The organism is Arthrobacter sp. Cza30 (assembly GCF_059090765.1).
Genome location: NZ_JBNHGA010000016.1, coordinates 15,578 through 33,541, shown reverse-complemented (window position 1 = coordinate 33,541; position 17,964 = coordinate 15,578). Strand labels below are relative to the sequence as shown.

16 protein-coding genes, 1 tRNA gene and 1 other RNA gene are annotated in these 17,964 nt (G+C 62.8%); 13 read left to right on the top strand and 5 right to left on the bottom strand.

Going from position 1 to position 17,964, the window contains the following annotated elements; translation table 11 throughout:
• Nucleotides 1–64 precede the first annotated feature (64 nt).
• On the top strand, nucleotides 65–805 hold the full coding sequence (locus AC5RVZ_RS31930) for a zinc ribbon domain-containing protein (RefSeq protein WP_494069613.1): 741 nt from the start codon (nucleotides 65–67) through the stop codon (nucleotides 803–805).
• A gap of 86 nt (nucleotides 806–891) precedes the next feature.
• Nucleotides 892–2,490 carry a LicD family protein gene (locus tag AC5RVZ_RS31925; RefSeq protein ID WP_494069612.1) on the top strand — a complete coding sequence of 533 codons (1,599 nt, stop codon included), beginning with the start codon at nucleotides 892–894 and terminating at the stop codon, nucleotides 2,488–2,490.
• Between the two features lie 50 nt (nucleotides 2,491–2,540).
• On the opposite strand, the gene AC5RVZ_RS31920 is transcribed toward AC5RVZ_RS31925, so the two are convergent.
• Nucleotides 2,541–3,335: a YaaA family protein gene (locus tag AC5RVZ_RS31920; protein ID WP_494069611.1), complete on the bottom strand. Its 795-nt coding sequence runs from the start codon at nucleotides 3,333–3,335 to the stop codon at nucleotides 2,541–2,543.
• Between the two features lie 127 nt (nucleotides 3,336–3,462).
• On the opposite strand from AC5RVZ_RS31920, the gene rnpB reads away from it, so the two are divergent.
• An RNA gene (rnpB, locus tag AC5RVZ_RS31915) (RNase P RNA component class A) lies at nucleotides 3,463–3,854 on the top strand.
• A gap of 317 nt (nucleotides 3,855–4,171) precedes the next feature.
• Here the strand turns inward: rnpB and AC5RVZ_RS31910 are convergent.
• On the bottom strand, nucleotides 4,172–5,122 hold the full coding sequence (locus AC5RVZ_RS31910; RefSeq protein ID WP_494069610.1) for a GT-D fold domain-containing glycosyltransferase: 951 nt from the start codon (nucleotides 5,120–5,122) through the stop codon (nucleotides 4,172–4,174).
• A 309-nt stretch (nucleotides 5,123–5,431) separates the two neighbouring features.
• Here AC5RVZ_RS31910 and AC5RVZ_RS31905 point away from each other — a divergent pair, with 309 nt between their 5' ends.
• The 3 genes from AC5RVZ_RS31905 to AC5RVZ_RS31895 all read left to right on the top strand — a co-directional run bounded on the left by AC5RVZ_RS31905 (nucleotide 5,432) and on the right by AC5RVZ_RS31895 (nucleotide 9,578).
• Entirely contained in the window at nucleotides 5,432–7,363 is a 1,932-nt protein-coding gene (locus tag AC5RVZ_RS31905; protein ID WP_494069609.1) for a L,D-transpeptidase family protein, read from the top strand.
• A gap of 354 nt (nucleotides 7,364–7,717) precedes the next feature.
• Entirely contained in the window at nucleotides 7,718–9,178 is a 1,461-nt protein-coding gene (locus AC5RVZ_RS31900; RefSeq protein ID WP_494069633.1) for a glyceraldehyde-3-phosphate dehydrogenase, read from the top strand.
• 199 nt (nucleotides 9,179–9,377) lie between these two features.
• Complete coding sequence (locus AC5RVZ_RS31895) at nucleotides 9,378–9,578, top strand: hypothetical protein (RefSeq protein WP_494012272.1); 201 nt, start codon at nucleotides 9,378–9,380, stop codon at nucleotides 9,576–9,578.
• 69 nt (nucleotides 9,579–9,647) lie between these two features.
• On the opposite strand, the gene def is transcribed toward AC5RVZ_RS31895, so the two are convergent.
• The 3 genes from def to orn form a co-directional block, all read right to left on the bottom strand.
• Entirely contained in the window at nucleotides 9,648–10,220 is a 573-nt protein-coding gene (gene def, locus AC5RVZ_RS31890; protein WP_494069608.1) for a peptide deformylase, read from the bottom strand.
• A 113-nt stretch (nucleotides 10,221–10,333) separates the two neighbouring features.
• Nucleotides 10,334–10,406 (bottom strand) — tRNA-His (locus AC5RVZ_RS31885).
• A gap of 151 nt (nucleotides 10,407–10,557) precedes the next feature.
• Nucleotides 10,558–11,172, bottom strand: a complete 615-nt coding sequence (gene orn, locus AC5RVZ_RS31880; RefSeq protein ID WP_494069607.1) for an oligoribonuclease — start codon at nucleotides 11,170–11,172, stop codon at nucleotides 10,558–10,560.
• Between the two features lie 210 nt (nucleotides 11,173–11,382).
• Between orn and mptB the strand changes: the two genes are divergently transcribed.
• The 7 genes from mptB (at nucleotide 11,383) to AC5RVZ_RS31845 (ending at nucleotide 17,888) form a co-directional block, all read left to right on the top strand.
• Complete coding sequence (gene mptB, locus AC5RVZ_RS31875) at nucleotides 11,383–12,915, top strand: polyprenol phosphomannose-dependent alpha 1,6 mannosyltransferase MptB (RefSeq protein WP_494069606.1); 1,533 nt, start codon at nucleotides 11,383–11,385, stop codon at nucleotides 12,913–12,915.
• Between the two features lie 36 nt (nucleotides 12,916–12,951).
• The gene (locus tag AC5RVZ_RS31870) at nucleotides 12,952–13,380 is read left to right on the top strand and encodes a DUF3224 domain-containing protein (RefSeq protein WP_494069605.1); all 429 of its coding nucleotides are present in this window, start codon (nucleotides 12,952–12,954) and stop codon (nucleotides 13,378–13,380) included.
• Between the two features lie 85 nt (nucleotides 13,381–13,465).
• Nucleotides 13,466–14,314 carry an ABC transporter permease gene (locus AC5RVZ_RS31865; RefSeq protein ID WP_494069604.1) on the top strand — a complete coding sequence of 283 codons (849 nt, stop codon included), beginning with the start codon at nucleotides 13,466–13,468 and terminating at the stop codon, nucleotides 14,312–14,314.
• Complete coding sequence (locus AC5RVZ_RS31860) at nucleotides 14,298–15,089, top strand: ABC transporter ATP-binding protein (RefSeq protein ID WP_494069603.1); 792 nt, start codon at nucleotides 14,298–14,300, stop codon at nucleotides 15,087–15,089. Before AC5RVZ_RS31865 ends, AC5RVZ_RS31860 begins: the two co-directional genes overlap by 17 nt.
• A gap of 44 nt (nucleotides 15,090–15,133) precedes the next feature.
• On the top strand, nucleotides 15,134–16,162 hold the full coding sequence (locus tag AC5RVZ_RS31855; protein WP_494069602.1) for a glycosyltransferase family 2 protein: 1,029 nt from the start codon (nucleotides 15,134–15,136) through the stop codon (nucleotides 16,160–16,162).
• A 47-nt stretch (nucleotides 16,163–16,209) separates the two neighbouring features.
• Nucleotides 16,210–16,983 carry a CDP-alcohol phosphatidyltransferase family protein gene (locus AC5RVZ_RS31850; RefSeq protein ID WP_494069601.1) on the top strand — a complete coding sequence of 258 codons (774 nt, stop codon included), beginning with the start codon at nucleotides 16,210–16,212 and terminating at the stop codon, nucleotides 16,981–16,983.
• 5 nt (nucleotides 16,984–16,988) lie between these two features.
• Nucleotides 16,989–17,888 (top strand): glycosyltransferase family 2 protein, encoded by a 900-nt coding sequence (locus tag AC5RVZ_RS31845; protein ID WP_494069632.1) that lies wholly within the window; start codon nucleotides 16,989–16,991, stop codon nucleotides 17,886–17,888.
• The last annotated feature ends 76 nt before the right edge of the window (nucleotides 17,889–17,964 follow it).

Sequence of the window (17,964 nt, the reverse complement as noted above, 5' to 3'; positions counted from 1 at the left end):
CCGGACTGTAGGCTTGGACGAGTGCTGAACCGCAGTGGTTCCGCAGCGTTTTGAAAGGACGTACATGGCGAAGGCACCGGCTTCCGAGCAACTGAGGTTGCTCGACCTGCAGGCACTGGACGGCAAGCTCACTCAACTGAGCCGCCGCGCTGCAGCCACCGCCAAGAACGCCGACATCGACGCGCTGGCGGAGAAGCTGGCGGCCGCCGACTCGTCGCTGGTCGCCCTTAACACGGAGATTGCGGACACCGAACGCGAGCTGAAGCGCGCCGAAGGCGACGTCGAAACCGTCCAGTCGCGGATTGAACGCGACCAGAAGCGTTTGGACAGCGGAGCGGGTTCACCCAAGGACCTGACCGCGCTGCAGCACGAACTGGTGTCGCTGAACAGGCGCCGCAGCGACCTGGAAGACGTGGAGCTGGAAGTGATGGAGCGCCTCGAGGGGCTCCGCACCCGGCAGGCCGAGCACCAGCAGGCCAACGACCAGTTGCGCGAAGAACTGTCCGGTTTGGAGCGCGCCCGCGACGAAGAGCTCGCCGGCATCGAAAGCGAACGTGCCGCCGCAGCCGCTGAACGCCAGAAAGTGGCCGGCAGCTTCGAGGCCTCCCTGCTGGCCGTCTACGAAAAGACGCTTGCCCACCGGGGCATCGGGGCCGCCCGGCTGTTCCACGGCAAGTCGGAGGGCTCCGGCATGCAGCTCAGCCCCGGCGACCTGGCCGACATCCGCAAGGCCGCACCGGACGACATCGTCTTTTGCCCCGACTCCGGCTGCATCCTGATCCGCTCGGAGGAGTGGGGCAGCTAGCGGGCTGAGGAAGCAGTTTCAGCTACGCAACTACAGGGCCATCAGGGCGGACCGTTGCGGGCGCTTTCGTCCCGTATACTCGTCCGATGATCCAGACCGTGAAAAGGATTTACCGGCGGGCGTTCGGCTCGGACGTGGGTGCGGTAACCAAGTTTGCTATAGACGGTATCGAAGGCAAGGTCGGGCCCGCCAGCAGTCCCGGCGCTGAGAACCACGTCACGCTCTATATCAATGACTTTCCAGTGATGACAGCTCCCGTGCAAGTGGATTCTGACGGTCACGGAACGTTCAAGTTCGGCGTGTACGACCTCTGGCGGTTCGCTCAGAAGTCGGACGCGCTCTCGGTTCGGTACGGCGGTGAGGCATTAAGAGTGCCCTCGGGGGGAAAATCTCATCCGTCCCTGCGAAACGGCAAAGAAGACATTGATGCCCTAAAGCGCAGGTTTGCGAAGGGACAGGCTTTTGATAGAGCGGGCAAAATCAAGCCTCTCCCGAAAAACGAGGACACTGCATGGCAGGACGGCGTCCTCAGTCTGTACGGGGAGGTCGCCGAAATCATCAACGATGTGACCGGAAACCAGGCGTTCCTTTACAGCGGCACTCTTCTGGGGTACGTCCGCGAAAACGGTTTTATTCCTCACGACAAGGACATGGATTGCGCCTACCTGAGCCAGACGGCTACTGCTGATGAAGCCCGCGAGGAGTTCATACAGGTGGGCAAGGCACTAATAGCCGCCGGATATCAGGTGACGCCGAAGGCCTCTTGCATCGCCGTTCGTGATAGGCACGGTTCTCGGGACATGGTGGATATTGCACATCTTTTCCTCAAGCCGAACGGTTTTGTTGGCTTTCCCTTCGGCACCGTCGGGGTAGAGGAAGTCCCGACGACGGATTTTCTCCCGGTGCAGGAGTCCACCCTGAGCGGTCACCCCGTGAAAGTGCCGAGCCGCCCCGAACGCATAGTGGCGCATGTGTACGGCGACGACTGGAGCATCCCAAACCCGGATTTCCGGTGGAAAGATGCTCGGAGGCGACGGGATGCCCAGGCCCTGCTGAGCTACACGGACCGGACCCGACTCGCCATGGACGACTTCTACGCGCACGACGCCGTCACCTCGCCATCCGACTTTGCGCAGTGGGTGGCGTCGGGCGCCACCGGCATCGGTGCCGTCATCGACTTGGGAAGTGGGAACGGCCGCGACTCGGTCTTCTTTGCCGACAATGGCTTGTGGGTGACTGCCATTGACGCCAGCACTTACGCCGCTGCTGCAGCGCGCGCCCATGCGGGCGGTCGCCAGGGAATAGATGTCATCGAGGGGGACGTGCTGGAAGATGGTCGGTTGGCAGCTCTCAGGAGGGGAACACGTGACAGCAGCGCCGTGCTGTTTTACGCGCGATTCTTGCTGAACGGTTTAACGGAGATCGAGGGGCAGCGGTTCTTCGAACAGCTGGGATCGGCTGTAGCCCCGGGGGACGTTGTCGCTGTGGAACATCGCACTGAACTGGACGCCAGTCTCAAGAAGGCCCGGTTCCGGTCCTTCCGCAGGTTCATCCCGGCAGCCGAAACCCTGCGGGAGCTCCAGGGGCTCGGCTTTGAGGTCATCGAGCAACAATCCGGGACAGGGTTGGCCCAGTTCGAACGCGAAGACCCGGAGGTCGCAAGGATCCTGGCCCGCAAGCGCTAGAAGTTTCCGACGCCAGCGGGGTATTCCGGAACTGCAGCCGAACCCATAGGTCACGGCAGGGGGGGCCTGGCGAGTCGCCCGTACGGCTCCAGGAGGATATTCAGCGCGTGCGCCTTCCGTGCCGTGCCCTCGACAAGTTCCGCCTGCCAAACTTCCTGCGCTGCCTTTAACAATCCAGCCGGCGTCTCGGGCGCCTTGCCGCGCCTCGTCACCAAGTGGCGGGCGAGTTCCCCACGGGTGTGCTTGGCGAAGTGCGAGACCACCGTGCGTTTGCCGTTCCGCTCCTGGAAAACGTTGACCACTACCGTCCGGGCGGGGTCAGGAATCCAAGCGGCGGCGTAGGTGCTGGAGCGGCAGTCCACCAGCAGGTGGTCCTCCGCATGGGTGTCCAGCGCCTGGGGGAGCCGCTTCTTCCAATAGGAGGCAAGCTTCCCGACTTCCGGTAGGCCCACGGACATGGACAGCCGGTAGGCCGGGATGCTGTCCGCAAAACCTATCGCCCCCCACAGCGCCGAAATGACGACGACGGCGGCGTCCGCCTTGCGTTTTTGTGCCGCGGTCATGGATCGGTAGCCGAGGGCGTCGTAGAGCACACCGGAGTAGACGGTGTGCGCCGGGGCGGAGGGTTCCTTGTGCAGCCGGGTGTTGCGTTCCACCTCCGCGGCCAACGAGGCGCCGACGCCCAGGTGGGTGAGCGCCTCCGGGCTCCGGCTGACGTGGGCCAAGGCCGCCAGCACTTCCTCGCGGGCCGGGTTCAGCTCCGGAAACTGCAGGTCCTGCAGCTCGAACGGGTGTCCCTTGGCGGCAGCGGTCTTCCCTTCGGAAGGCGGAAGAAGAATCAGCACCGTAAGAGCCTACCGTCGGACGGCACTGCCGAACGAAAGGCGCCCCGCCGCCGTCGTTCCCGATGGGAAGCGGCAGATGTGGCAGATTACGGGTCACGGGTAGCCAGGCCGTATCCTGAAGGCGGGACGGGTTGGCTGGGCGATCGCGTCGGGCTGGTCCGCGAGGACGAGTCCGCCGAGGAAAGTCCGGGCTCCACAGGGCAGGGTGGTGGGTAACGCCCACTCGGGGAAACCCGCAGGCAAGTGCCACAGAAAACAGACCGCCAGGACTGCTCCGGCAGGGCCTGGTAAGGGTGAAACGGCGGTGTAAGAGACCACCAGCGACCCGGGCGACCGGGACGGCTAGGTAAACCCCACCCGGAGCAAGGCCAGACAGGGCACGATCGAGGGCTGCTCGCCCGAGTGTCCGGGTAGGCCGCTTGAGGGTACCGGCAACGGTGCTCCTAGATGGATGATCGCCACCCGGCGGCGGGCAACTGCCGCAGGTGACAGAACCCGGCTTACAGACCAACCCGTCCCATTTCCCAAGTGATTAGCCTAATTCGGCCCTCGCTGCCGTAGGTCTCAAATGACTCGCCCGAGCTATCCACGCCACGCCAACTGTGGTCCCCACCCCTGCGGGCGGGCGTCACAAGCGTTCCCGGCACGCCGTGCGGTGTGCGGGTTTAATCGGCATCCGACCTACGAGAATTCCACTTGGGTCATTCACCGCCTTCCGGTGACTGATTGTCCTCGTCCCCTTGAACCGATTGCTCCACAGAAGCAGTCTCAACCTGGTTCTCGACAATGAGGGCTCCGCTTCAAAGCGCGCCCTCGCGAGGCTGCGTCCCGCCGACTTATCGAACGAGAGGTGTTTGCTCGGGTGACGGGGCGCCTTTGAACGCCGAGTAGTAGCTGCTGCTGAGATGGCCAATGTCGAGAGTCCAAACGTCCCTCAGTGCCAGTAGGGAGGCAAGGATAGTTCCAGAGGGGCCGAGGGACGCGAGGACAAGGTCCGGCTTAAGGGCGACAAGTTCTTCGACGAGGCGCGGTACGTCTGCAAAAGCCTGGGTCGGTTCGGAATGGACACTGCGGACGCTGGCCACGTTATCGAACAGCTCGGGGATCAAGTCGAACCGTGAGCCCCTGCCAGTAACAATGACGACATTCAGTCCATCCCAGACTTTGCGCCACGCTTCCACTGCTTGCTGACCGTGGACGTTAAAAACCAGGGGTCGGCTGATCATGCTGTTGGCCAGCCGGTCCAGTGGTTCGAGGCGGGGCCGCACTTGCCGCCACATGTCGCCGTAGGCGTTTGCCCAGAACCTGTCGCGGTGGGGGTGAGGCATCCCGACAATCAGCTTGTCGGGGAGTTCCCTACCCTGGATAAAGACCTCCTCCAAGGCAGCCATCAGTTCGGGCGAGTTTTTCTGAAACTTTGCGCTGTAGTCGAGACGCAGCATTAGACGGAGCTCACCGTCGCCAAAGCGTGCCAGATTCAACCGTTCTTCGCGGATGGTGTTGATGGAGTCGAGCATGCCGAGCTGTCGCATCTGAAGGAAGGCTTGCACGTCATCTAGGACAGGCGTGGCAAGACCCGCGCGGATCGAGTCTTGTATCTCCCTGGACTGTCCCAGATGCCACAGCACCCGCCGCAGCAGCTCTGATTGCGTTGTCAGGGCTTCATTCTGTTGTTGAAGGAGGGCGTTTTGCGCGTTGAGCAGGTCGCGCAATTCGCGGTCCGACCTCACGGCGGTTTGTGCAAGGACTGCTTTTTTCTGCAGCTTCCCGCGAATCTTCGATATCACCTCGGCATTCTATCCGCACTCCCTACATGTGCTGTTCAAGCCGCATACTGCTCGTCTTCCCAACAACGGCGTCTCCGCTGGAGTACTTAGCAGTCGAAGGTAACGGTTGCTAGGGGCGGTGAGAACAGCCCAAAACTTCGCGACTCTCCTCTGGGCAGGGCCCTTTTTAGTTCAACTTTGCATGCCACTTCTGCCCTGCCGAACGATTAAATGCGACCCGCTAACATTGCGCTGTCTGAGGACGACAGTAGTCGGCGATGTACTCTCCGCAGGTTCCATCACCAAACCTCACTTTTCTCCGGGGGAACTATGAACCGCCCTTCGCTGTCGCCTGCTTCGCTGCGTTCCATGCTGCGCGTTGGCCTAACAACAGCAGTCCTCACGACGCTGCTCGCCTCGACGCTGCCTGCCTTCGCTTCCGGGGAGGCGGCACCGGCCGTCCAGTCTTCCCAAGCACCCGCTCCCGTTGATCCAACAGCGGACACCTTGCCGAACGATGGCGAAAGCCCCGTCCCGACCGAGGGCCCAGTCGGCGAAACGAGTCCGGAACCCCAGCCGACACCAACCAACGTTGTTTCTTCGCCGTCGACTCCGGCGGATCCATTCAGCGGCGCGTCGGAGGAGCAAGCCGTTCCCGCGACCCCGACGCCGTCGGTGCTGCCCACAGAACCGGGGAAAGCACCAGGGGAGCGTTCTAAGGCGCTCATGCAGCAGAGCGACCCGCAGGAAACTCCCACAACAGAAGAGCCGGTGGCAGAGCCTCCGCATGGAGCAGCAGGTCAGAAGGCAATCGCCGCGAAGGCCATGGCCTTGAAGCTCAGCCCGGTCAACGACTTCCGTTGCACGCTCAAGGACAGCGGCTGCGTCCGTACCTACACGGACAGCGGTGGAACGGCGCGAATCGGTATCTACTGGTCGGCGGCAACGGGCGCTTACGCAATAGACCTCAAGCACCCGATCTACAAGGCTTTCCAAGCGGCCAAGTACGAAAGCGGCAAGTACGGCTATCCCATCGCAGACATGAAGGTTGCCTCGGACAAGAGCGCCTCGCAGCGATTCCAGGGCGGCACCATCAGTTACACGCCACCGCACATTGTCGCCGGCAAAAAGGCCATCGAGGCCAAGGCAAAGCTGCACAATCTGATTGCCGTCAACGATCTCAACTGCCGCCTGGTGGGCAACGGGTGCGTCCGTACCTACAAGCCGTCCTCCAAGAGCACCAAGCGCATCGGCATCTACTGGACGGCGAAAACCGGTGCACGAAGCACGGACCTCCAGCACCCGATCTACAAGAAGTTCGCGGCCGCAGGATATGAGCGCGGGACCGTGGGCTACCCGACGGCCGACCTGAAGTGCGGACTGAAGTCCAAGGGATGTGTCCAGTCCTTTCACAAGGGGACGATCGCGTACTCGCCCTCTACTGGTGCCAAGATCCTGACTGCACAGATGAATTACAGCTGGAAGGCCCGCGGCAGCCAGAACGGCACGTTGGGCTACCCCCTGCAGGACGCCGTAAAACGCAGCGGCAAGACCACGCAGGTTTTCCAAGGTGGTTCCCTGGTGGCGGCCCGGGTGGGCGCCGTGATGTACCCGAAGAATGAGTGCTGGGCGATCGGCGCGCACAAGACCCGCTATGCCCACAACTGGGCCAACCGCATCTCCTTCACCATCGCGGAGACGTACGGAACCTACAAGGCCAGCTACATCAACTGCGTGCGGGTTGGCTCCGTCTACAAGCAGGAATGGAAAACGGGCAAGGCGACCGTGGGACTCAAGGGGTTCAAGCGCCCGGGAGTGGCATCCGGGCACACCCAGTACCGCTGGTCCCCGCAGGGCAGCTTCACCGTCCATGAAGCATTCGGTGAGGGCAACCCCGGCACGGACCTCAAGTACAAGAAGCTGACCAAACGGTCCAGATGGTCCGGTACGCTCGGCTCCTCCTATAACAAGTACTACGAAGCCGGTTCCGTGGGCTACGAACGGTGGCCCGACGAGAACATGTGGTTCTACATGCGCCTGCCCACCGGAGACTACCGCCAAGGCGCGGTGATCGACTACAACCGCGGGCCGGGGCAGACCATCAAGCAGGGTGCGGGGTTCGCCATATTCCTGCACGCCAACCCGGTTCCGACGGCGGGTTGCATCGCTCTGGACCTCCAGAACGTGGTCCGCTACCTCAAGACCGCGGACCCCGGGGACAGGATTATCATGGGCGTCCGGCAGGACATCTTCAAAGCGTGACACTGGAACTGCCGACGGCGGTGCGTCCCTGAGGGGGGAGCACCGCCGTCGGCGCCAGGCAGCGGACCGGCCGGCCACCAATCCGCCTCCCTGTGAGGCAGTTCACCTGTAACGGTGCGTCCCTGCTCCGCGTAGTCTCTAGAATGGATAACGGATAGGCCCGAGCCGCCGCCGATCGAGGGTCGGCGACGGGAACAGGCCGATCCGCAAGCTTCCCGCCGGCACTTGGCGGTGGCGTGCCGTGTGGCCGGACAGTCTGTCGGGCCAACCGGCGTCGTCGTGAAAATCCACGGCGGTGACAACCGGGCTCGAGGGAGAACCCGGCTGATGTAGGAAGGTAATTCTGTGAACCAGATGTCAGAGTCGGCCCTGGATACGTGGACCAACCGCGAGGCACTTGCCGAAGCGATGATCCCCATGATCGGGCGCTTGTACCGCGAAAACAACGTAGTCACCTCCATCCACGGGCGCAGCCTGATCAACCAGTCCGTGGTGGGCATCCTGAAGGCGCACCGCTTCGCCCGCCAGATTGACGACGCCGAACTGCCGCTGGAAGAGACCTTCCCGGTGCTGCAGGCGATGAGCGAGTTGGACCTCGGCGCGGGTTCGGTGGACTTGGCCCGCCTGCTGGTGAAGTTCAAGAACGAGGGTGACGGCGCCGAACTGAAGGACTTCGTCCGCACCGAGTTGGCGGACATCGTCGGCAAGCGCGGCGCCGACGAGCGCACCAGCACCGACGTGGTGCTCTACGGCTTCGGCCGCATCGGCCGCCTGCTGGCCCGGATCCTGGTGGGCCACTCGGGCGGCGGCCACGGCCTGCGCCTGCGCGCCGTCGTAGTCCGCAAGGGCAGCGACGACGACCTGGTCAAGCGCGCCAGCCTGCTGCGCCGCGACTCGGTGCACGGCCCCTTCGAGGGCACGATCTCCGTGGATGAAGAAAACAACACCATCCAGGCCAACGGCACCCTGATCCAGTTCATCTACTCCAACGACCCGGCGACCGTCGATTACACCCAGTACGGCATTAAGGACGCCATCGTGGTGGACAACACGGGCAAGTGGCGCGACGAGGCCGGACTGTCTCAGCACCTGCAGTGCCCCGGCGTTTCCCGCGTGCTCCTCACCGCCCCGGGCAAGGGCAGCCTGAAGAACATTGTGCACGGTGTGAACCACGCAGACATCACCGACGAGGACAAGATCGTCTCCGCCGCCTCCTGCACCACCAACGCCATCACGCCGGTCCTGAAGGCGCTGAACGATAAGTTCGGCATTGCCCACGGCCACGTGGAGACGGTGCACTCCTACACCAACGACCAGAACCTGATCGACAACTTCCACAAGGGATCCCGCCGCGGCCGCTCCGCCGCGCTGAACATGGTGCTGACCGAGACCGGCGCGGCCAAGGCAGTGGCCAAGGCCCTGCCGGAGCTGGAAGGCAAGCTGACCGGCAACGCCATCCGCGTCCCCACCCCGGACGTTTCCATGGCCATCCTGAACCTGAACCTGGAACAGGACGCCACCAAGGAAAGCCTGAACGAGTACCTGCGCGGCATGTCGCTGAACTCGGACCTGCGGAAGCAGATCGACTACATCGACTCTCCCGAGGTCGTCTCCACCGACTTCGTCGGCTCCCGCCGTGCCGGGATCGTGGACGGCCTGGCCACGATTGCCAGCGGCAAGAACGCCGTGCTCTACGTCTGGTACGACAACGAGTTCGGCTACAGCTGCCAGGTGGTCCGCGTGCTCGAGGAGATCGCCGGCGTCAACCCGAAGATCTTCCCGGCCGTCCTGGAACCGGTGGCCGAGACGGTCTGATCGCCCTTAGACGGCACTAACGACGGCGGGGCCGGCGGCATGCGTATGCCGCCGGCTTCCGTCGTTAACCGGCCGGTGGCATCGGGAACGTCATGCTGGTTTAGGGGCGTAGCGACTAAAACGGCCAAGCCGGCTGTGGGCGCCCGCGCGACTGCCGCCGCTATGGCTTTGCGGCGACGCCGTTCCTACAATGGCGAGCATGGTAGAGATGACGCGTTGGGAACGGGCGCAGGTCAATTACAAGGAGGCCCAGCGGCTGCTGGACGCGGCGCACGACGCGTACGCCCGCGGCAATGTGACGTCGAAGCGCATCGACGAACTCAAACGGCTTCGGGACATCGCGCTGGAAGATCTGCACCGCTGCGAAAAGGACCATCGATCCAGTCTCACGGACAGCTGACCGGAATCCTGCCCCTGGGGGCTTGAGACCTCGAAGGATAAAGATCTCGCTTCCCCAGAGGGCGGACGGCTAGTGGCCGAACGGGTCCGGGTCGACTCCCGGCAGCCACGTGTGGCCGGGGACACCCCAGCCTTCCTTCTTGATGTTCTTGCGGGCGCGCTTGCCCCACCGGTCGTTGAGCCGGTCGATGTACAGCTTGCCGTCTAAATGGTCGTACTCGTGCTGCACCACCCGGGCGAACCAGCCGGTCGCCTCGAAATCCACCGGGGTGCCGTCGGCGTCGAACCCCCGCACGCGGGCCCACTCGGCCCGCTTTAGGGGATAGCTGTGCCCGGGCACTGACAGGCAGCCCTCGTTTTCCTCGTCAGGGTCGGGTTCCGCACCGGAAACCTTGCCGAGAACCAGTGTGGGATTGACCAGGACGCCCCGCGGCGGGACGTCGTCGTCGTTGGCGAATTCATAGGTGAAGATCCGTAGTCCCACCCCGATCTGCGGAGCCGCCAGTCCTACTCCGTGGGCCTCGTCCATCGTCTCGAACATGTCAGCGATGATCGCGCGGAGCTCATCGTCGAAATCATCGACTTCGGCTGCACGGCGGTGCAGCACCGGCTCGCCGGTGATAGTGACGGGGCGGACGGTCATTTCTCTCCTTCGCTCAGGATGTCAGCGCGAGGCGCCGCCGTCGCGGCCGGACATGCGAAGAGCCGCCCCGGCGTCGGGACGGCTCTGCCTGCCGGCTGCTGCCGGACCTTCGGGGTGAGTAACGGGGATTGAACCCGCGACCTCCTGGACCACAACCAGGCGCTCTGCCAGCTGAGCTATACCCACCGCGTGCCCTCTTGTTCCTCCCGACGGGCCCCGCTCGAGCGGTTCCTGCCGGTCTCCAACCAGTAAGGCAACGCAGACTAGTTTACATGCTTTTCATCTGGCTTTTGCCACTTTAGGCCATTCCAGCAGTGAAAGTGGCGCAGCTAACGTCCTAGTCCCCGGAAGTAGCGCCGATGCTTGCGGCGATCTTCTTCGCGGTGGCCGAATCCGGGCCGGGGGAGGGGACGAAGACGGCCTGCCGGTAGTACCGGAGCTCATTGATTGAGTCCTTGATGTCGCCCAGTGCCCGGTGTCCGCCGCTCTTGGCCGGCGCCTGGAAGTAGGCCCGGGTGAACCAGCGGCGCGAGAGTTCCTTGATCGTGGAAACGTCGATGATCCGGTAGTGCAGGTGATCAATGACGCGGGGCATGTCGCGGGTCAGGAAGGTCCGGTCCGTGCCGACGGAGTTGCCTGCCAACTGCGCCTTGCGGGGCTCGGGAACCCACGCCGTGATGTATTCCATCACTTTGTCTTCGGCCTCGGCCATCGTCATGCCGTGCGGGAGTTCGTCCAGCAGCTTGGAGGTGGTGTGCATGGTGCGGACGAAGTCGTTCATCTGGGCGAGGGCCTCGGCGGTGGGCTTGATGACGACGTCGACTCCCTCCCCCAAGATGTTGAGTTCCGAGTCGGTGACCAGGACGGCGACCTCGATGAGCGCGTCGGCTTCGAGGTCCAGTCCGGTCATTTCGCAGTCGATCCAGACAATATGTTCATTAGAGATTGGCACCCGATAAATGTATCGCGTCGGCGTGCTGGCGCGCGGGACAGGCGGCAGGGAATGCCGCCGGCCCGGTGCTAACATGCAGAGAACACCTCAAGCAGGCGTGCCTCCCGCGCTGCCTTCGACTGACCGTTCCGAGGCGTGCAGACCACCCCCGCGGCACGCGCCGCACCGGACCAGGTGTACTGACCCCGGAGTGATTGGACCGCCGAGAAGATGACCGCCCAAAGACCCGAGACTGAACCTTCCAGCTCACGCAGCGGAAGCGTCGTCAAGGAACGGTCTGCCCGGAGCATCCTCGAGGGCGCCATCGGGTCGATCATGATGTTCCTCGGGTCGCTGGGCGTCGGGTGGCTGGCCTCGGTGTCCGAACTGCGGCGCTGGCCGCTGCTGATCTTCCTGCGGGTGGAACTGGTCGGCGTGATCCTCTCGGTGATCCTGCTCGCCCTCGGGGGCATGATCCTGGTGCGGGCCTGGCTGCGGCTCGGCCAGCAGTTCACCGTCTGGGGCGAGTCCGCGCGTCGGGCAACGCTGACCGCCATTGTTGCCTGGGGCACCCCGCTGGCACTCTGTATCCCGCTGTTCAGCCGTGACGTCTACGCCTATATTGCCCAAGGCAAAGTCATGGTCAACAACCTCAATCCTTACGTGGACGGGTACGACCAGCTGCAGAACTATCTGCAGACCGGCGCCGACGACCTCTGGGCACGCAGCCCCACGCCTTATGGGCCGATCTTTCTCTGGATGGAGGAGTTCACCGTCTGGCTCACCGGCGGCCACCCGGAATACTCCATCATCATGTTCCGGATCCTCGCCATCGCCGGTGCCGCAATGTGCGTTTACTACGGACCGAAACTTGCCGAGCTGCACGGCATCAACCCCAACCGGGCGTTGTGGCTGGCCTGCGCGAATCCGTTGTTCCTGACCACCTTCATCGCCAGCATCCACAACGACGCCCTGATGCTGGGACTGGCCCTTGCCGGCCTCTACTACGCGGCGAACCGGCGGGTTCTGCTGGGCATCTTGCTGGTGACACTCTCCATCGGCATCAAACCGATCACCCTGATCTTCCTGCCATTTGTCGGCCTGTTATGGGCGGGCAAGGGAGCCAGTTGGCCGCGCAAATTCGGATACTGGGCCCTGACGGCCGGGATTTCCTTCGGGCTGCTGGCGATACTGGGCATGATCAACGGGCTGGGATTCGGCTGGGTCGGGGCCCTCAGCCAGCAAGGAGCCGGCCTGATGATCTGGTACGCCCCGGTCGGGCTGCTGGGGATCTTCCTGGGACTGGTCTCCGGCGGTTTGGGATTCGACGGCGCGCTGGTGCAGTCCGCCGTCTACACGGCTGGCCGTGTGGTGGCCGTGCTGATCGTCCTTTACACCATGTTCCGGGGCAGCTACGACCGGATTGTTCGTCGGCTCGCGCTGGCGCTGGCCGCCGTGGTGCTGCTTGGCCCAATGATCCAGCCCTGGTACATCGTGTGGCTGCTGCCGCTGTTTGCGGCCACAGGGATCCGGAACGACTGGCAGGTACAAACTGTCTACGCAGTGACGTCCTTCCTGATGATCTACGCGATCACCGACCAGCTGGACATCTTCCCCTACATCGAATTCGATCTCGACATGGCGCGGCTTCTCGCCTGCATCGTGGCCGTCGCCTTCGCGCTGTACCTAGTGTTTCTGGATCCGAAAACCCGCAAGCTCTTCCGCAAGAAATACGCCGACTCGCATGACCAGCGACTCTTCTGACGCGCTCGGCAACCGATCTAGGAGAAACAGGGCATCATGACCGACGCCGAACACATCATCGCCGCCGACTTCGACGTCACCGATTGGGTGCCGGAACCCTATGAGGTCGAGGGAACGAGCTCGGACCTGAGCCGGGTCCGCGTAACCAAAGTATTTGACGGATTGATCACAGGCACGAGCCGGGCAGAACTGCTGATGGCCGGTAACAGCACCGGTGCCGGATACGTTGCATCCGAAGTGTTCACCGGCTCCGTGGATGGCCGCGAAGGCACGATGGTGATCCAGCACTGGGGCCTCGCGGAGGGCGAGGCCGCCGCGAGCGACGGGCACATCATTCCGGGCTCGGGCACCGGAGCGCTGGAGGGAATCGGGGGGAAAGCCATCTACGTTCAGGACGCCGCGGGCCAGCACAGCCTTGAACTGCGAGTGTTCTTCCGGGAGGGCGAATCCACGGTTCGGGGTTGAATCATCTAAACTCGGTAGGTGCACCGCCGGTCCCTCAGGGAGGGCGACGCCGACATACACCTGTAAGTAAGGGAAACTACCTGGCATGAGCCTTGCCGAATATGCGAGCGAAAACCGCCTCCACCGAGTCGGCGCCCGCCCTTCGCTTTTGCGCTATCTCGCGGAAGCGTGGACCCGCCGTGACTTCGCCATCGCCATGGCGAGGTACAAGATCGAGGCATCCAACCAGCGCAACAGACTGGGCATGCTCTGGGTGTTCATCAAGCCCACGCTGAACGCCTTGATGTACGGTGCCATTTTTGGCATCTTGCAAGGGGCGAGCAGGCCCGAAAACTTCCCAATGTACGTGGTCATAGGGGTGTTTCTCTTCGAATTCTTCACCAACTCCATGAACAACGGAGCGAAGTCGATCACCGGTAACGGCGCCCTTGTGCAGTCGTTGGCCTTCCCGCGCATCACGTTGCCCGTCTCGACGGTCATTCAGCAGCTTATGACCTTGGTACCGATGCTGGGCGTGATGTTCGTGTACATCCTTATCCTGGGAGCGCCAATTAGTGTGGAGTGGCTGTTGATCATTCCGCTGGTAGCAATCTTCACCGTATTTAACATGGGCGTTGCCCTGATCGGGGCCCGGCTGACGGTGCATGTACGCGACCTGACTCAGCTCCTGCCGTTGATCACACGGATCTTGTTCTACACGTCGGGTGTCCTGTTTTCAATCGACCGCATTCTGGCCTCGGCCCCATGGGCCATCGCGTTGTTTGATTATCATCCGCTCCATGAGATGCTCTCCATCGCGCGAGGGATCTTGATGCCGGGCTTGGACTACGACCCGATGTACTGGGCGTACTTTTCCGTCTGGTCGCTGGCCGTCTTCGTCGCCGGTGTCCTGTTCTTTTGGGTAGCTGAGGAGCGGTATGGCCGAGTCGACTAAGACTGGAGAAGCGTTGATGGGCACAGATGCGACCGGCGCCGCCCGCAAACCCGTGGTCGTCGTCGACGATCTGCATGTGAAGTACTACGTCCATGCCGGCGGAAAGCCTGTGAAAGGCACCGGCCGGTCGCTGCTGCAGCGGGGAGCAGGCAGGCTCCGTACAGTCCACGCCTTGAAGGGAATCTCCTTCACCGCCTACGAGAACGAATCGATTGGCGTCATCGGCTCGAATGGATCCGGCAAGTCCACGCTGATGCGTACTTTGGTCGGTCTGACTCCTCCGGCCCAAGGTGCTGTCTACGCCTCCTCGCGTCCAAATCTGCTGGGAGTCGGAGCTGCCTTGATCCCGGATCTTTCTGGGGAAAAAAACATCCAACTGGGCGGTTTGGCGCTCGGCTTTTCCAAGCAGGAAATCAACCGGCTCCGGGACGATATCGTTGAATTCGCCGAACTGGAAGACTTCATCGACTTGCCCATGCGCACTTACTCGTCGGGGATGCAGGCCCGCCTGAAGTTTGCCATAGCCGCGTCGAAGCAGCACGAGATTTTGATCGTTGACGAAGCCTTAGCGGTGGGGGATCAGCGCTTCCGTGAACGCAGTGAGGCCCGCATCCGTGAAATACGCGAGAACGCCGGCACCGTCTTCCTTGTCTCGCACTCGATGAAATCGATACTGGATACCTGCAGCAGGGTCATTTGGATCAATAAGGGCGTGTTGGAAATGGACGGCGACCCGAGAGAAGTCGTGGACGCCTACAAGGAGTCCAGGAAATAGTGCCTTCTGCATCCGTCTTGCCTCCGTTGGAGGAGTACCCCGGCGTGTCCTACATCATGCCCGTCCTCAATGAGGCGGCGCATATCGAGGACGCGGTCCGCAGCATTTTGAACCAGGACTACCCCGGGCCGAAGGAAGTGGTTTTGGCGCTGGGGCCTTCAGCGGATGGCACAAACCGGATCGTGGCGGACCTGCAGGCGCGGGAGCCGCGGTTACGCAGCGTCAACAGCCCCACCGGCCGTACCCCGGCCGGACTGAATCTTGCCCTGCAAGCCTCGAGTCATCCGGTCGTTGTCAGGGTGGACGCCCACACGGAACTCGAGCCCCACTACACAAAGCGCGGGGTGGCGACGCTGCGGCGGACCGGTGCAGCTGATGTCGGTGGGCTCATGGACGCTCGAGGCAAGACTCCCTTTCAGCGGGCAGTCGCAGCCGCCTATGTTTCGCCCTTGGGGCTCGGTGGGGCCGCGTATCACAGCGGGGCCCCGGAGGGCCCGGCAGAATCTGCCTATCTCGGCGTTTTCCGGCGCGAGGTCTTTGACGAGGTCGGATTTTTCGAGGAGACGCTGTGGCGGGGCCAGGACTGGGACATGTGCCTGCGCCTGCGCCAAGCCGGCTATACGGTCTGGTTCGACCCTGAGCTGAAAGTCGTCTATTGGCCGCGCGCGCAGTGGGGCAAGTTGGTACGGCAGTTCTACGCCGCGGGTATCTGGCGGGCAGAGCTGGCTAGCCGGCACAAGGAAGGAAAATCTGTGAGGCACTTCCTGCCGCCCGTACTCGTTGCCGCGTTGAGCATTGGCGTTGCCTCCGCCAGCACGCTCGCCACTGGCACGGCCAAGACGTGGCCGGCAAGCCTGCGGCTTGTGGCGGGTGCAGCGGCCGCCGTCCCCGCGCTGTACGCGGCGGGCGTCACGTACGCCTCCGCAAGCATGCCGGGGGACCTCGGCCGGCCCGAACGCCTGCGGCTGCTGGCGGTGCTGCCAGGAATCCATATCAGCTGGGGGCTGGGGTATCTCCGCGGACGGCTGTTCGGAGCGGCAGGCACAGTAGATACCAGCCGGAGGAAATCGTGACAGCCGTTCAGCGGCCGGCGCGTCCCACTCTAGAGCAGCTCCGCTCCGTGGCCCAGCCGCCAGAGGTCAGAAGCAGAAAAAACGCTGAGCATTGGACTGCCGAGCTCTACTTAAGGCATATCTCCATCTACCTCACCAGCGTCCTGGTCCGCACACCGATCTCAGCCAACGGTGTCACAGGCCTCATGATTCTGTCGGGGTGGGCTATTTCCGCGTCGCTGCTGATTCCGGGAATCTCGGGGCCGTTGCTCGCGGTCTTCTTCTCGCAACTCCAGTTGTACTTCGACTGCAGCGATGGAGAAGTCGCACGGTGGCGCGGCACTCAAAGCCCCAAAGGCATATTTTTGGACAAGATCGGCCACTACACTACCGAGGGGCTGATTCCCATCGCCTTGGGGCTGCGGTGCCTCGGAGAGTTGGGCCTGCTCGGCAGCGACCCGGGGAAGGCATACTTGTATCTTTTCCTCGGCAGTATGCTGGCGTTTCTCATCGTCCTCAATAAGGCCCAAAACGAGATGGTGCATGCTTCCCGCGCCTTGGCAGGGATGGACAAGCTCCCGGATACTGCAGCAGCGAAAGCTGTTCCCGCTTCTTCCATGGTCGGCACGCTGCGCCGCCTCGCCCGTTTCCTCCCCTTCCACCGGGTACTGCATTCGGTCGAAATGAGTCTATTGGTTCTGGCTGCGTCCATCGTGTCTCTGGTCGCCGGCGAGCAGGCGTTGGGGGAGCGCTGGTTGCTGTACGTTCTGGTGCCCGCAGTCCTGTTCGTGAATATCGGTCATTTCATCGCCATCATGGCCTCTCCTAGGCTGCGGAAGTGAGCGAAATGCAACAAGAAATGATTTCACAGGATCCCACCTTCGGTGTTGTCCTCCTGACGCAGGGAACTCGACCCGCTGAGTTGCAACGAGGATACGAATCGTTGCAACGGCAGCAAGGGGTAAATCTGGATGTCGTGGTAGTCGGCAACGGCTGGAAACCGGAAGACGTGCCGGCCGATTTCAAGACGCTGCATATCGAAGAGAATATTGGCATACCCGCTGGGCGGAACGCCGGCGTTCCCCATGTAAAAGGGGAATACCTCTTCTTCCTAGACGACGACGCTTGGCTGCTCGACGACAACTTTCTTGCCCGTTGCGTCGGCCTGTTCAAGGAACACCCTGACATCGGCATGATCCAGCCTCGAATCGAAGATCCCGAGAATCCCGATGCGCCGCATCGGTGGATTCCCAGGCTGCGCAAAGGAAGCCCTTACCGCTCCAGCAATGTATTCTCGGTCGTCGAAATGGCGATTGCCATGCGCCGAAGCGTCTTCGAAAAGACGCCCGGGTGGCCTTCGACATTCTGGTACGCCCACGAAGGCATCGAATTCTCGTGGCGTGTTTGGGACACTGGGTACCGAACATGGTACGCCGGGGATCTGCGGGCGGGGCATCCTGTTATCGATCCTCGCCGTCACGAAGCGTTCTACCGACTCAACGCCCGGAACAGGGTATGGCTCGCTCGCCGGAATCTGCCTTGGCCCCTTAGCTGGGCTTATGTCGGTTCATGGACGCTGGTGCAGACGGCCCGCATGCGACGGGAACCCGCAAAGCTGAGGCATTGGTTCGCAGGCTGGGTCGCGGGCTGGAGGCAGGACCCATGGGGGCCGCGCGAGGAGCAACGGAAGCTGGGATGGTCCACGGTCTTTAGGATGGGTTCCGCGGGCCGCTGGCCCGTGATTTAGGGACGGGACGAGCGCCCATATCCGGCGACCTGAACGGATTCTACGGAGGGATAAAAATCCCACGGTCACCGGTGCG